This window comes from Rhodococcus sp. B7740 (assembly GCF_000954115.1).
In the GTDB taxonomy this organism is placed as follows: Bacteria; Actinomycetota; Actinomycetes; order Mycobacteriales; family Mycobacteriaceae; genus Rhodococcoides.
Genome location: NZ_CP010797.1, coordinates 944608 through 958196, shown reverse-complemented (window position 1 = coordinate 958196; position 13589 = coordinate 944608). Strand labels below are relative to the sequence as shown.

General features: G+C 65.6%; 16 protein-coding genes and 1 riboswitch. Of the genes, 4 read left to right on the top strand and 12 right to left on the bottom strand.

All coding sequences use genetic code 11. The annotated features are described in order from the left end of the window. The first annotated feature begins 3 nt into the window (after window positions 1–3). The gene (locus tag NY08_RS04490) at window positions 4–1143 is read left to right on the top strand and encodes a metallophosphoesterase (protein WP_045195104.1); all 1140 of its coding nucleotides are present in this window, start codon (window positions 4–6) and stop codon (window positions 1141–1143) included. A 60-nt stretch (window positions 1144–1203) separates the two neighbouring features. On the opposite strand, the gene gcvP is transcribed toward NY08_RS04490, so the two are convergent. From gcvP to idi, 12 genes are all read right to left on the bottom strand, one after another. After that, window positions 1204–4056 carry an aminomethyl-transferring glycine dehydrogenase gene (gcvP, locus tag NY08_RS04485; protein WP_045195102.1) on the bottom strand — a complete coding sequence of 951 codons (2853 nt, stop codon included), beginning with the start codon at window positions 4054–4056 and terminating at the stop codon, window positions 1204–1206. A 193-nt stretch (window positions 4057–4249) separates the two neighbouring features. Continuing rightward, a riboswitch (glycine riboswitch) is annotated at window positions 4250–4347 on the bottom strand. A gap of 11 nt (window positions 4348–4358) precedes the next feature. Continuing rightward, the gene (locus NY08_RS04480; RefSeq protein ID WP_052050517.1) at window positions 4359–4916 is read right to left on the bottom strand and encodes a MerR family transcriptional regulator; all 558 of its coding nucleotides are present in this window, start codon (window positions 4914–4916) and stop codon (window positions 4359–4361) included. Between the two features lie 397 nt (window positions 4917–5313). Further along, the gene (locus tag NY08_RS04475) at window positions 5314–5787 is read right to left on the bottom strand and encodes a bifunctional nuclease family protein (RefSeq protein WP_045195099.1); all 474 of its coding nucleotides are present in this window, start codon (window positions 5785–5787) and stop codon (window positions 5314–5316) included. An 89-nt stretch (window positions 5788–5876) separates the two neighbouring features. After that, window positions 5877–6614, bottom strand: coding sequence for a transcriptional regulator FtsR (gene ftsR / locus NY08_RS04470; RefSeq protein WP_032398137.1), 738 nt, complete (start codon window positions 6612–6614; stop codon window positions 5877–5879). Further along, window positions 6611–7108, bottom strand: a complete 498-nt coding sequence (odhI, locus tag NY08_RS04465) for an oxoglutarate dehydrogenase inhibitor Odhl (RefSeq protein WP_032398138.1) — start codon at window positions 7106–7108, stop codon at window positions 6611–6613. The genes ftsR and odhI overlap by 4 nt, the downstream gene beginning before the upstream one ends. A 213-nt stretch (window positions 7109–7321) precedes the next feature. Further along, window positions 7322–7726, bottom strand: coding sequence for a glycine cleavage system protein GcvH (gene gcvH, locus NY08_RS04460; RefSeq protein WP_045195096.1), 405 nt, complete (start codon window positions 7724–7726; stop codon window positions 7322–7324). Window positions 7727–7767: 41 nt separating this feature from the next. Further along, complete coding sequence (locus NY08_RS04455; RefSeq protein WP_045195094.1) at window positions 7768–8517, bottom strand: DUF881 domain-containing protein; 750 nt, start codon at window positions 8515–8517, stop codon at window positions 7768–7770. Between the two features lie 3 nt (window positions 8518–8520). Next, complete coding sequence (locus tag NY08_RS04450) at window positions 8521–8949, bottom strand: small basic family protein (protein WP_082073690.1); 429 nt, start codon at window positions 8947–8949, stop codon at window positions 8521–8523. Then, window positions 8946–9761 carry a DUF881 domain-containing protein gene (locus NY08_RS04445; RefSeq protein ID WP_235387102.1) on the bottom strand — a complete coding sequence of 272 codons (816 nt, stop codon included), beginning with the start codon at window positions 9759–9761 and terminating at the stop codon, window positions 8946–8948. The genes NY08_RS04450 and NY08_RS04445 overlap by 4 nt, the downstream gene beginning before the upstream one ends. A gap of 65 nt (window positions 9762–9826) precedes the next feature. Continuing rightward, window positions 9827–10429, bottom strand: coding sequence for a CDP-alcohol phosphatidyltransferase family protein (locus NY08_RS04440; protein ID WP_045195090.1), 603 nt, complete (start codon window positions 10427–10429; stop codon window positions 9827–9829). A gap of 60 nt (window positions 10430–10489) precedes the next feature. Continuing rightward, window positions 10490–11125: an NUDIX hydrolase gene (locus tag NY08_RS04435; RefSeq protein ID WP_144407313.1), complete on the bottom strand. Its 636-nt coding sequence runs from the start codon at window positions 11123–11125 to the stop codon at window positions 10490–10492. 27 nt (window positions 11126–11152) lie between these two features. Beyond that, window positions 11153–11761, bottom strand: coding sequence for an isopentenyl-diphosphate Delta-isomerase (gene idi, locus NY08_RS04430; protein WP_045195088.1), 609 nt, complete (start codon window positions 11759–11761; stop codon window positions 11153–11155). A 44-nt stretch (window positions 11762–11805) separates the two neighbouring features. Between idi and NY08_RS26220 the strand changes: the two genes are divergently transcribed. The 3 genes from NY08_RS26220 to NY08_RS04420 all read left to right on the top strand — a co-directional run bounded on the left by NY08_RS26220 (window position 11806) and on the right by NY08_RS04420 (window position 13584). Next, window positions 11806–11964, top strand: a complete 159-nt coding sequence (locus NY08_RS26220) for a hypothetical protein (protein WP_200893166.1) — start codon at window positions 11806–11808, stop codon at window positions 11962–11964. Window positions 11965–12067: 103 nt separating this feature from the next. Next, window positions 12068–12325, top strand: a complete 258-nt coding sequence (locus tag NY08_RS04425; RefSeq protein ID WP_045195086.1) for a hypothetical protein — start codon at window positions 12068–12070, stop codon at window positions 12323–12325. Further along, window positions 12322–13584 (top strand): cupin domain-containing protein, encoded by a 1263-nt coding sequence (locus tag NY08_RS04420; RefSeq protein ID WP_045195084.1) that lies wholly within the window; start codon window positions 12322–12324, stop codon window positions 13582–13584. The genes NY08_RS04425 and NY08_RS04420 overlap by 4 nt, the downstream gene beginning before the upstream one ends. Window positions 13585–13589 lie beyond the last annotated feature (5 nt).

The window sequence follows — 13589 nt, the reverse complement described above, 5'->3', positions numbered from 1 at the left end:
AACATGTCTCGCGTAATTTTCGTCGGTGTCTTCTTGCTCCTCGTCACCCTGTTCCTACACTGGCGATACCTTTCCGTCACCGGAATGCCGACACGTCCCAAGAGGGCTGTCGATGCTGTGCTGGCGCTGTTGTGGCTGTGTGCGGTGATCGGCTTCGGCAGCGGCGTCGCATTCGATCCGTCCTGGGCACGGGGCCCCGCGTTCGTCGGGCTCACGTGGCTCGCCGTGGTGCTGTACCTGTTCCTGGGAACCGTACTGGTGGCCGTGATCTGCACCGTCGTGAGAGTGGTTTTCGCGGCGCGGCATCGCGATTCGTCCGCGGCTCGACTCCGTGTGTCGAGGATCGGCTCAGCGGCGGTGTCACTCGTCAGCGTGGTCGCAGTGGGGTACGGACTCGTCGAGGCGGCAACTCCGCGGGTGACGAACACCGCCGTTACGCTCGACAGGCTACCGGCCGAATTCGACGGCGTCCGAGTGGCATTGGTATCGGACCTGCACGCGGGCCCCTCCCGCGGTGCGGGGTTCGTACGGAAGGTCGTCGATTCGATCAACGCTCGAAATCCTGATGTCGTGCTGCTCGACGGCGATCTCATCGACGGCACGGTTGCTCTGGTGGGAGAAGACCTGGAGCCGCTCCGCGACCTCGACGCCCCGCTCGGTGTGTTCGCCGTCAGCGGCAACCACGAGTTCTATGCGGGTGACGGCGGCGAATGGCTCGACTTCTGGTCCACGCTCGGCATCGACGTTCTACGCAACGAGCGCACGACGATCACTCGTGGTGACGCCGCGATCGATATCGCCGGCATCAACGACGCCACCGCACCGGCACCGTACGAACCCGATCTCGCCGCGGCATTGGACGGGATCGACCCGGATCGATTCGTATTGTCGATGGCGCATCAGCCGTTGCAGGCGGTGGAGGCGTCCGACTTCGGAGTCGACATGCAGGTGTCCGGGCACACGCATGGGGGTCAGATCTGGCCGATTCGGTACCTGGTGCCGCTCCAGCAGCCGAGTGTCGAAGGGCTGGACACGATCGGCAACACCACGCTGTACACCACCAGGGGTGCGGGCGCGTGGGGTCCACCGGTTCGCGTCGCCGCTCCGCCCGAGATCGCGATGCTCGAACTCACCCGGGGCTGAAGCCTGCGACACGAGTAGAGCAGAGCCCGCCACGTCGACGTGGCGGGCTCTGTTCCAGGCTCAGGCGAACGCCTCGATCGGTGGGCACGAGCACACCAGGTTGCGATCACCGTGTGCACCGTCGATGCGTCGCACCGCGGGCCATACCTTCGGACGGTCGTAGCCCGCGGGGTAAGCAGCGAGTTCCCGTGAATACGAGTGATCCCATTCGGCGGCCAGGCTCCGAGCGGTATGCGGTGCGCCTCGAAGTGGGTTGTCCTCGACGGTCCATTCGCCCGATCCGACGCGATCGATCTCTCCCCTGATGGCGATCATCGCATCGCAGAACGCGTCGATCTCCTCGAGGTTCTCGCTCTCTGTCGGCTCGACCATCAGTGTTCCGGGCACCGGGAAACTCATCGTGGGCGCGTGGAAACCGTAGTCCGCCAATCTTTTCGCAACGTCGTCGACAGTGACTCCGGTGTCCTTGGTCAACCCTCGCAGATCGAGAATGCACTCGTGGGCGACCATGCCGTTGTCGCCGGTGTACAGAACCGGGAAGTACTCGTCGAGGCGGCGGGCGATGTAGTTGGCCGACGCGATGGCAGTCAACGTCGCCTGCCGAAGTCCCGTCGCACCCATCATCGCGATGTAGGCCCAGGTGATCGTCAGGATCGAGGCACTGCCGTACGGGGCACCGGACACAGTCGGTCCCGAACCGAGCTGTGGGGCCAGTGGATGCCCCGGCAGGTACGGCTGCAGATGCGACCGCACACCGATCGGTCCGACACCGGGCCCGCCGCCTCCGTGTGGGATGCAGAATGTCTTGTGCAGGTTCAGGTGGCTGACGTCGCCGCCGAATCGGCCGGGGCGCGCCAGACCGACGAGGGCGTTGAGGTTGGCACCGTCGACGTACACCTGACCGCCTGCGTCGTGGACCGCTGCACAGATCTCGGAGATCTCGTGCTCGTACACGCCGTGGGTCGAGGGATAGGTGATCATGATGGCGGCGAGGGTGTCGGCGTGCTCGGCGATCTTGGCGCGCAGGTCGTCGACGTCGACGTCACCGTTGGGACGGCAGGCCACGACGACGACGCGCATACCCACCATCACCGCCGAGGCTGCGTTGGTGCCGTGGGCACTCGACGGGATCAGGCAGACGGTGCGTTCGGCGTCGCCGTTGCCGAGGTGGTAGCGACGTATGGCGAGCAGTCCCGCGTATTCGCCTTGGCTGCCTGCATTCGGCTGCAGGCTGACCGCGTCGTAGCCGGTGATGTCCACCAGCCACCGTTCCAGGTCGGCGATCACCCTCAGCAGACCGGGCACGTCCGAGGACGGAGCGAAGGGGTGCTGACGGGCGAACTGCGGCCAGGTGATGGACTCCATCTCCGCGGTTGCGTTCAGCTTCATCGTGCACGAACCGAGCGGAATCATGCTGCGATCGAGAGCGATGTCCTTGTCGGACAACGCGCGCAGGTAGCGCAGCATGGCCGTCTCGGTCCGGTACCGGGTGAATGCCGGGTGCGTGAGGTATTCCGAGGTGCGCGTCATGTTCGCCGGCAACGACTCGGCTCCGGCACCGGCGGTTTCTGCACCGAACGCTGCGAGTGCGTTCGCGATGTGCTCGGGTGTCGTCGCCTCGTCGCACGCTACGGCGACGTGGTCGGCGTCGACCAACCGCAGATTGATGCCGCGCTGCTTGGCATCGTCGACGACGGCCTCGGCCCTGCCCGGGATCGACGCGAGGACGGTGTCGAAGAATTCCGAGTGCACCACGTCGATGCCTGCCTCTCGCAGACCTGCGGCCACGTTTCGAGCATGCACATTCACCCGAGTCGCTATGGCCCGCAATCCGTCTGCGCCGTGGTAGCTGGCGTACATCGCGGCGACGATGGCCAGCAGGACCTGAGCGGTACAGATGTTGGAGGTCGCCTTCTCGCGGCGGATGTGCTGCTCGCGGGTCTGCAGCGCCAGACGGTAGGCGCGGTGGCCGTCCGCGTCGAGCGAGACCCCGACCAGTCGGCCGGGTAGCTGACGGGAATGACCTGACCGCACTGCGAGGTAGCCGGCGTGCGGTCCGCCGTAGCCCATCGGGACACCGAACCGCTGGGTGGTTCCGAAGCAGACGTCCGCGCCGATCTCACCGGGCGGAGTCACCACGGTGGCGGCCAGCAGGTCCACTCCCACGGCAACCAACGCGCCACGTTCGTGCGCGGCCTCGATGGTCGCCGTGTGATCGACCAGACGGCCCGATGCTCCCGGCAGCTGCGCCAGCACACCGAAGAATTCCCCGTCGGGCAGGCCGTCGGCCAGATCGGCGTAGACCAGTTCGATCCCCAACGGCTCGGCGCGAGTGGCCAACACGGCCTCGGTCTGCGGAAAGATGTCGGAATCGACCAGTAGCCGAGGGGACTTGGAAGCCCTGTTCGCGCGCCGCATCAAGGTCATGGATTCGGCGGCCGCCGTCGACTCGTCGAGCATCGAGGCATTCGCCACGTCCATGCCGGTGAGGTCGGCGACCATGGTCTGGAAGTTCAGCAGTGCTTCCAGTCGCCCCTGGCTGATTTCGGGCTGATACGGCGTGTACGCGGTGTACCAGGCCGGATTCTCCAGAATTCCCCGGGTCAGCACCGGCGGGGTCAACGTGTCGTAGTACCCGAGGCCGATCATCGACGTCGCCACGGTGTTCTGCCCGGCGAGCTCGGCCAGTGCGGCGAGTACCTCGTGCTCGCTCAGGGCAGGCGGCAGTGTTGCCATGCCCTCGGGAACGCCGTCGACCACAGTGTCGAGGATGGACGACGGAACGGCCTTGCGGGCCAGCTCGTCGAGACTGTCGACGCCGATCGTGTCGAGGATGCGGACCAACTCGGTGGCGTCGGGGCCGATGTGGCGGTCGACGAAAGTGTGTGCGGACGAGGCGGTTCGGTCGGTCACGATGTGCTCCCAGGTGCCGGAAAGACGAGGCGTCGGACGACCGAGGCATGCGCTCCGGCCGCTCCTCCCCCTCTGTCGTGTGCCCGCTGACGCGCGCGCCTGAGAGATTCGGTCGGACACGGCGCGCCAGACAAGGGCGCCGGCACCTTTCCCCTTGGGCGGGTGGGTGCTCCCACCACTTTCCAGAGTTGTCGAAGCCCACACGGTCCGTGTGCCTGAGAGATTGACGGGGAGGTGTTGCTCCTTCGGCGTCCGAGACTGGGTGCCTCGGAACTCTCCCGCGCGGGCGCGACGAGGAAAGTCTAGCCGGTCTTGCGGCTCGCGCGATTCTTGCGGCGCGACGCCAGCTCGTCCTCGGGGCTCGACTGGCTTTCACCGCCGTCGGCTCGTTCGGCCGGGAAGTCGGCGATGGTGCCGGTGAGCTCGCGCATCGCGCCGTTCACGGCGATACCGAACACGCCCTGCCCGCCTTGGAGGAGGTCGACCACTTCTTCTGCCGACGTGCACTCGTACACGGTGGTGCCGTCCGAGAACAGCGTGATGTTGGCGAGGTCGCCCACACCGCGCTGGCGAAGGTGGTCGACGGCGACGCGGATGTTCTGCAGCGAGATGCCGGTATCGAGCAGGCGCTTGACGATCTTGAGGACGAGCATGTCCTTGAACGAATACAGCCGCTGGCTTCCCGACCCCGCTGCGCCGCGGATGGATGGCACGACCAGCCCGGTGCGGGCCCAGTAATCGAGCTGGCGGTACGTGATGCCGGCGATCTGGCAGGCACTCGGCACGCGGTAGCCCACGAGTTCGTCGGGCACGGAGTCGTCGGGGAACAATCCCGGTTGAATGTCCTGGGGCGCTTCGATTCGGGCGTTCGACGCCTGGTCGGAGGTGTCGACCCGAGCATCGGCACCGACGGGCGTGTCCTCGGTCCGGCCTGCGGCTGCGGACTCTCGACTGCCGTGATGCTGCTGCGGCTGATCTCCCACTGACTGCTCCCTCTCGGATGTCTCACTGCGTTCGGATCGAGTCAGTACTGCGATCCGTCCGAGACACTGGAGATGCCTCGGTGTACTCGCGTGAAGTCATACCGTGTACCAGGCCAGAGTACGCCTCGGCAGCTGTCGAAGAGGCGTGAACTGCACCGGATCGGACCAGCAGCGGCGATGAACTTCACTGGCACGAACGTTATGGGGACGATCGTGCAGATTCAACGCAACGCGCCGTAAACCTGAACCTAAAGTTGAGGTTGAGACTCTTCTGTTACCCGTCGGTGGCTTTGAAGTCGTCGGGAGACACGGATTCGAGGAACTCCTTGAACTTCTCGACCTCGTCCTCGCGCTCGTCGGGCATGATCAACCCGGCTTCGGCCAACACAGGCTCCTCGGCGAAGATCGGCACCCCGGCCCGAAGTGCGATGGCAACCGAATCCGACGGCCGAGCGGAGACTCTGATGTCCTTGTCGAACACCAGATCGGCGTAGAAGGTGCCCTCCTGCAGATCGACGATGCGCACCTCCTTGAGCTGGTGCCCCAGTGCCGAGATCAAGTCCTTGACGAGATCGTGGGTGAGGGGCCGAGCAGGTTGGACGCCCTGCTGCTCCAAAGCGATTGCAGCAGCCTCTGTTTGACCGATCCAGATCGGGAGGTACCGGTCGCCGTCGGCCTCACGCAACAGCAACACGGGCTGGTTCTGCGGTTGTTCGACACGAATACCGACCACACGCATCTCACTCATCGTGTCTGCCTCTCAACTCGAGAAATCCGGACTGCGCTGAAGACCGGCTCAGCCCAGTCTATTGGAATTCGAAACGACACGAGAGCGCGTCACCGGTCGAGCGCACCGCGCACCGCCGCTTTGACGAGACAGGTGTGCAAGGTCAAGGACAGTGCGGCCAACTCACGGATCATTTCCTCCGCGCGATCGCGCGCACCGGCGTCTCGGCCCTTCGCAACGGGTCCGGCGATCTGCGCAACCAACCCGGCTTCGCGGTCCGCCGCGAGCTTGAACGCTCGAAGGTGGCGCACTTCGAGACCGAACTGCAACATCGCGTGTGCGGTTCGGGCGAGCGTCACCGCTCCGTCGTCGTAGAAACCGGCCTGCCCGGGAGTGATCAAACCGGCTCGCAGCAGCTCGGTCAGAAACGCATCGTCGATCCCCGCCTGAGCGAGTAGGTCTGCCTTGGCGATACGAACCTCTCGATCGGGCAGGAACTCCTCGGGCGACACCTCACCGGCAGCGACCGTGAGCGACCGCGGACGCTTGACCGTCGCGTCGGCCCGTTCCACGGTGGCGACCCCGTGGTCGATGGCTTCGAGCTGTTCCTTGATGACCTTGAGCGGCAGGTACTGATCGCGCTGCGCGGTCAGTACGAAGCGCAGACGCTCGCAGTCCGCGATGGAGAACCGTCGGTACCCCGAGGGTGTGCGCTCCGGCGAAATGAGACCCTCGGCTTCGAGGAATCTGATCTTCGAGATGGTGACATCAGGAAAGTCGGGCCGAAGTCGATCGAGGACGGAGCCAATCGACATCCCCCCGTTGGACTGCTGCCCGACGGCGGTCACTGGCTTCCTGCACCCGCAGACGTGTCGCCGACCTGAGATCCGTTGCCACCGCGCGGTCCGGTGAGGAACACCAGCCGGAACTTGCCGATCTGGACCTCGTCACCGTTTGCCAGCACGGCCGAGTCGACCGGCTCCCGGTTGACGTACGTGCCGTTGAGGCTGCCGACGTCCACGACCTGGAAGTCGTCCTCGTCCTGCCGGAACTCGGCGTGCCGACGGCTGACGGTGACATCGTCGAGGAAGATGTCACTGTCGGGGTGCCGACCGGCCGAAGTGGTCGGCTGGTCGAGCAGGAACCGTGACCCGGCGTTGGGTCCCCGCTTGACGACGAGCAGCGCGGCACCGACAGGCAACCCCTCGACACCCGATACCGGAGCTTCGGTGCTCTGGGTGGCCGCGGAGTTGTCCAGCTCCTGCAGGAAATCTGCGCGGAAGACCGAGGTGGTCTCTGCCGGTGACTCCCCGTAGTTGCTGTCGTTGTCGTTCTGGCTCACCGTTACTCCTTCTCAGTCCGTTCACCCGAGGCAGCGGGTGCCGCGGGTAACGCAGTACATGGTCTTCACATCAGGTTTTGCTTGGCGTTCGGTGGTGCGTAGCGTCGTACAGCTTGCTGGACCTTCGCCCCGACAGGGTATTCGCTCGGTGTCGACCGTACCCTGCGCGGCGGGGGCCGTGTGGCCTGTTGGCCGGTGTCGACAGCCGGCCGATCACTCGGCCGTGATGAGAGCATATCCGGCGGCATCGAGCATCTGCGCCAGTGCCGCGTCCAACTCCTCCGGTGTCGAAACCTCGAGGTCGATCAGCCAGCCTCCGGTGTAGGGGCCCGAATTCACCTTCTCCGGTTCGCCGTCCAGATCCTGGTTCACGGCAACCACTTTCGCGGTCAGAGGGCTGAACACGTCGGAGACACTCTTGGTGGATTCGACCTCGCCGAGAGACTCGCCCGCGGTGACGGTGTCGCCGATGGAGGGAAGCTGAACGAACACCACGTCGCCCAACTGCGACTGCGCGAAATCGGTGATACCGATCCGCACCGTTGCAGGCCCCGTGCGCTGCACCCACTCGTGCTCGGGGGTGTAGTACAGATCAGCTGGTGTGTCGATGTCGCTCAACGCGGCATTCCCTTCGATCGTGGCCCGGGGCAATCAGGCGGTCAGTTTCCGGGCTGAGCGTATTGACGCGGGCGCGGGTCCCGCAAGGCGGACACCGTGACCTGGTCCGACTGCGCGATGTTCGACGTTGCACCGTTGCGAGTCACCGTGTCCACGACCCCGCCGGGAATGTTCAGTGCCGATGCGAGAGTCGGCGGGTCTCCGATGGCAGTGACGGTGTACGGGGCACGCAGTTCTCGCCCGTCGACCACCACCCGACCCGCAGAACCGGCGATCCACGAGTCGACACCGATGCGCACGGCATTGCCGCCGCCCTCGAGCTGGAGTGCTTCGGCACCGGCCGCGCGCAACTCCTGCATCGCGTCGAGCAGCACGTCCGATCCGACGCCCGAATTGGGGTCCTCGATCACCAGTGTCACCCCCGGCCCCTGGGCCGCGACGGTGCCGACTTGAATCGACAACGCGGACAGTCGCTCCTGCGCTTCCGCCACTGCTGCCTCCGATCCCGAACCGGACTGACGCAGTGTCGCCAGGGTGGCCTGCAGGGTGCCGATCTCGTCCCGGATGGACGCCTCGCGTCGGGTCAGGGTGTCCAGGACGACCAGAAGGTCCTCGGGCCTGGAGTTCTCCAGGCCATCGGTCGTGCTCGTCTCTCGTACCTGCGTTGCCAGGCCGATTCCCAGGACGCACAGCAGCGCGAGCGCCAGTAAACCGAATACCGCTCCGCGCCTTCGCCCTTCTGCCTCGGGACGCCGCGCACGCCATCCGTGTCGACCGCCGCCTGCCGTCATGGTCTAGGCACCGAACAGACGTCGGCGTAGGGCGGCAGCATTGCCGAAGATACGAATTCCGAGGACGACGACGATTGCCGTGGACAGCTGAGTTCCCACTCCGAGCTGGTCACCGAGCCACACGATCAAGGCCGCGACCAGGACGTTGAACACGAACGAAATCACGAACACCTTGGCGTCGAAGATTCCGTCGAGGAAAGCCCGTACACCACCGAACACTGCGTCGATGGCCGCGACGACGGCGATCGGCAGATACGGCGCAACCACAGCGGGAACCTGAGGACCCGCGACCGTCCCGATGACGACGCCGACCACCAGTGCGGCGATCGCTGCCAGGGCATAGATACCGTGGGTCGGAGTGATCGGCGCATCCGACGGCACCTGCACCTCGGACTCGGCCGGTACGGCATTCGGTGGATCGTGCTCCGTCATCGTGGGCCTGCCTCCTCTGCCTCGAACGACTCTCTCACAGCAGCGGGACCGAGTTCGAGATCGGTTGCCGGGCGCACCGTGAATCCGACGCCGTACAACTGCGCCACCGTACTCATCCGCAGATAGGCGTCGCTGACGACGAACTGGACCTGAATACGCTGCGGCGGCCCGATCGCGTCGATCTCGTACGGTGAGTCGATCGGGCGATTGTCCAGCAGCATCGCCCCACCCGCCTGCCGGATGGTGACGTTCGGTCCGACTCGAACACCGTCCACCGATACCGCCTCCGCCCCGCTCGCCCACAACGAATTGACGATCGCAGCGATGTCCCGATCGAGCACGGCTGCGCCCGAACCCCGGCGAACCGACCGATCCGACGTGTCGTCCTCGACAACCGGTTCGGTGACGACGACCGAGAGCCCAGGTCCGGACACCCGATCGATGCCAGCAGCGGACTCGACAGCACTCAACCGTTCCAGCAGCGCACTGCCCGAGACATCGGACCGAAGGGCTCTTTCACGCTCCGAGGACACTTCTTCGGCCAGGGCCTGCTGCGTCACTTCCAAATCGGCGCTGCGATCCTGCGCGGCTCGAACAGCAGCCGACGCATCGGCACCCACACGGTCGACATCGGCTGCACCGGACGCCAGTTGCGAGAACGCGATGCCGAAGATCACCCCGACGACGACCGCACCCCCCAACAACCAGAACGCCGCAGGAACCCGCGGCTTGCGGGTGTGCTGCGCAGTACGTTCGGCGGCCGCGGCGTCGTATCCCGGGTCCAGATGGTCGGTCAGCAACGACGTCAACAACGACGGGACCGGATTCCTCCTGACCTGTGAACTCGACCGCCCTGGTCGTTCCGCGGGCTCCACCGTCAGGTGCCGGCAACAGTCGGATCGATTGCCCTTGCGACGGCGATCGCTTTGCCGAGATACAGCAGACCGGTCCAGGTGTACAGCGCCGTGCCCCAGATCAGCAGCGCGTATCCGAGCGGTCCCGCGGCGTCCGCCACCGAATTGCTGCCGGCCGATACCAGCAGGACCGGCAGCGCGATCATCACCACGAACGTGGCGGCCTTACCGAGATAGATGACGTCCGGAGGCGGAAGAGACCTGCGGCGGTAGACGAACATCGTCAATCCGAGTACGGCGTCGCGCCCGATGAGTATGGCCGCAACCCACCAGGGAATGATGCCGCGCAGAACGAACGCCATCAGAGTGCTGACGACGTAGAGCCGGTCGACCAGCGGATCGAGAATGGCACCGAGCTTCGATGCCTGGCCGAGCATGCGAGCCAATTTGCCGTCGAGCCAATCGGTTCCACCGCTGACGAGCAGTATCACCAACGCCCACCCATCGGCCTCGGGGCCCAGCATCAGGTAGAGGAACAGCGGAACGCCCAACAGACGGATTGCGCTGAGCAGGTTGGGAATGGTCGCGATGCGATCCGATACCTCGAGCTCACGGTCGTTCGTCATCGGCGATCACCTCCTTGTCGTCCTGCTCGCCGCGGTGTGCGCACCGGGCCTGCGGCCACGTTAGCGCCACGCGAACACCGGCTGCTCGAAGTCCGCGACTCGGGTGTGTCGACCGTGCAGCGCCACCTCACGAAACTGGTGGACGATCGCACCGGTCGGAGCGTGGATGGCCCCGGTTCGGTACGGCCAGCGAATGACCGGACGTGTCGATTCCGGAATCGACACGAACTGGGCGTCGACGTCGAGTTCGTCGACCGTCACCTCGAACACTTCGGCCACTTCGTCCTCACTGGGCAACAACGTGGACGAGTAATCGCCGACCCACACCACGAACGGAGTGATGACATACCCGGATCGAGTGACGTAGTCGTCCAACCTTCCGAGAACATCGCTCTCCTCGGCTCGAATCCCCAACTCCTCGGCCAGTTCCCGCAAACAGGCCTGCATCGTGGATTCGCCCGGGTCCACCCCGCCGCCGGGCAACGCGTACTGGCCCGGATGCGCGCGCAACCGATCCGGCCGCCTCGTCAAGAGCATGCGCCTGTCCCCCGGCGGTCCACCGACCGCAACGGCGACGGCAGCGGCGCGCAGTCCGCCGGATTCGGCGGTGCGATGGGAGAAACGGCCGAGTTCGCGCGCGATGGACGCTCGATCGAGCAGGTCCTCGTTCGGCCTACCCGAATCGTCGTCAGTCACAGTACGAACCCTAGAGGCCCGACGAGATCAGCGGGTATCGGCGGGCCGGGCGGCGGGTGGTAGCAGGTCGTCCGGCGACGCAGGCCAGCCGAGTGGCTCGTCGGCCAGAGCAGTCAACTGCTCCACCTGCGTTCGGCACCAAGGTGATACATCGATCGTGCCGCCGAGCACCCCTGCGGAGAACTCACGCCACGACACCCACCGAGTCTCGTCCACCTCGGCCGGATCCGGATCGAGTGTCGCGTGCTCGTCGACTTGCACTCGGTACACCGGACATATCTCGTTCTCGACTATTCCGTTGTCCATGACGGCCCGGTACCGGAAGTGCGGCAGTACCAACTCGGCAGATTCCGCACGAAGGCCGAGTTCTTCACCGATCCGGCGCAGTACGGCATCGTCGAGCTTCTCTCCCGGAGCCGGGTGGCCACAACACGTGTTGGTCAGCACCCCGGGCCACGTCGTCTTGCTCGACGCCCTACGCGTGAGAAGAACAGCGCCGTCCGCTCTGACCACGTAGCTGGAAAATGCCAGGTGAAGTGGCGTGTCCAGCGTGTGAACGGTGGTCTTGTCGTGTGTGCCGACGGCACGGCCTTCGTCGTCGAGCAGCACCACGTGCTGCGCTCGGGATCGATCCATCGTTCCATGGTCCCACGGCCTTCGCGGCGGTCTACTGTCGAACCATGGGACGCGACGAGAACACCGACAACGAGAACCCGGCCGAGTCCGAGAAGACCTCGGACACGCCGAAGGGCGGCCGACCAGGGCCCGTGGACGGCGGCGGCGGAGGCGGGATGGCGACGCGGGAGAACGCGCCCGAGATCGCCGACGACTCTGCCTGAGATTCACGGCGCGACCGCTGTTTGAGAAGCAGAGTTTGCGTCAATACCCCCGGTGTTCTCGCGCTGCGCGGGTACACGAACCGTTACGACCGGAAGGACTTCGATGAGCATCAACGACGACGACATCACCACCACGGGCGGAGCCGCAGGCGAAGGACCCGCCGACGGCGGATCCAACCCCAATGGGCACGACGGCGGAGCAGACGGCCCCGCCGGAGCCGGTGAAGGGCCGGCCGACGGTGGATCCAATCCTGACGGACACGACGGCGGAGCAGACGGCCCCGCCGGTGCGGGCGAGGGCCCGGCCGACGGCGGATCCAACCCCAATGGGCACGACGGCGGTGCGGACGGCACCGCTTGAGCACTGAGCCGAGCGGCGAGCGCGGATCGGGAAACCGGTCCGCGCTCGGTCGTCTCACCGGTACCGACTTCGGGGAGTTCGCAGACCGGTTCTGGGGAGTCGCACCCAAACTCACCCGATCCGCCGAACTGCCGGGGTCGTTCGACGATCTGATGACACTCGATGCAGTGGACGAGCTGATAGCCGAACGCGGTGTGCGTACCCCGTTCGTGCGGATGGCCAAGGACGGCCGTCTGCTGGACAAAGCGCAGTTCACGGCCTCCGGCGGGTTCGGAGCAGAGGTGACGGATCAGGTGGATTCGGGTGCGGTGCTGGCTGCGTTCGCTGCCGGGAACACACTGGTTCTGCAGGGCCTCCACCGGCTGTGGCCACCGCTGATTCATTTCGTCGGCGATCTCGTTCGCGAGCTGGGTCATCCGGTGCAGGTGAACTCGTACGTCACACCGGCTGCGTCCCAGGGCTTCTCACCGCACTACGACGTGCACGATGTGTTCGTCGTCCAGATCGCGGGGACCAAGCGGTGGAGCATTCACTCGCCGGTGCACGTGAATCCGCTCAACAATCAACCGTGGTCGGATCGACGGTCGGCCGTCGAAGACCATGCATCGAACACTCCCGAACTGGACGTCGTCCTCGAGCCCGGCGACGTGCTCTATCTGCCGCGCGGGTGGATCCATTCTGCGCAAGCGCTCGGCGACACCACCGTGCACTTGACCATCGGCGTCGCGTCGTACAACGACTACGACCTCGCCCACCACGTGCTGAAGGCGCTCGGCGACGTCGAGAGTCTGCGCGCTCCCCTCCCTGCCGGCCTCGACCACTCCGACCCGGAGTCCATCGTCCCGCATGTACACCGAGTTGTGGACGCCATGCGCGCCGCGCTCGACGAGATCGACCGAGACCCCGACGCGGTACTTCGTCTCGCCGAACGCGTCGCAGATCGTCACGACGACCTCGTCAGACCGGAACCGGTCCGTCCACTGGCGAGCGTCGCAGCGATGGGTGCGCTGCGGGGCGACAACTCGATTCGATTGCGGCCCGGCATCTTCGCGCGGATCTCGCACACGAACGACGGCGTATCGATGGTGCTCAGGAACAAAACGGTCACGCTGCCGTCTCAGTGCGCCGACGCGATCGAGAGCCTGATGAAGGGCGCTCCGTGCCGCCTCGATTCGATGCCGGGCCTCGACACCGAGGACGCATGCGTGGTTGCGCGCAGACTGATCCGCGAAGGGATCGCGGTGACGGCAACGTCGTAGCGGCG

Coding starts and splice junctions, on each gene's coding strand:
- NY08_RS04490 (WP_045195104.1), top strand. CDS start 4: ATGTCTCGCGTAATTTTCGTCGGTGTCTTCTTGCTCCTCGTCACCCTG.
- NY08_RS04455 (WP_045195094.1), bottom strand. CDS start 8,517: ATGACGGCAGGCGGCGGTCGACACGGATGGCGTGCGCGGCGTCCCGAG.
- NY08_RS04440 (WP_045195090.1), bottom strand. CDS start 10,429: ATGACGAACGACCGTGAGCTCGAGGTATCGGATCGCATCGCGACCATT.
- idi (WP_045195088.1), bottom strand. CDS start 11,761: ATGGATCGATCCCGAGCGCAGCACGTGGTGCTGCTCGACGACGAAGGC.
- NY08_RS26220 (WP_200893166.1), top strand. CDS start 11,806: ATGGGACGCGACGAGAACACCGACAACGAGAACCCGGCCGAGTCCGAG.
- NY08_RS04425 (WP_045195086.1), top strand. CDS start 12,068: ATGAGCATCAACGACGACGACATCACCACCACGGGCGGAGCCGCAGGC.
- NY08_RS04450 (WP_082073690.1), bottom strand. CDS start 8,949: ATGACGGAGCACGATCCACCGAATGCCGTACCGGCCGAGTCCGAGGTG.
- NY08_RS04475 (WP_045195099.1), bottom strand. CDS start 5,787: ATGAGTGAGATGCGTGTGGTCGGTATTCGTGTCGAACAACCGCAGAAC.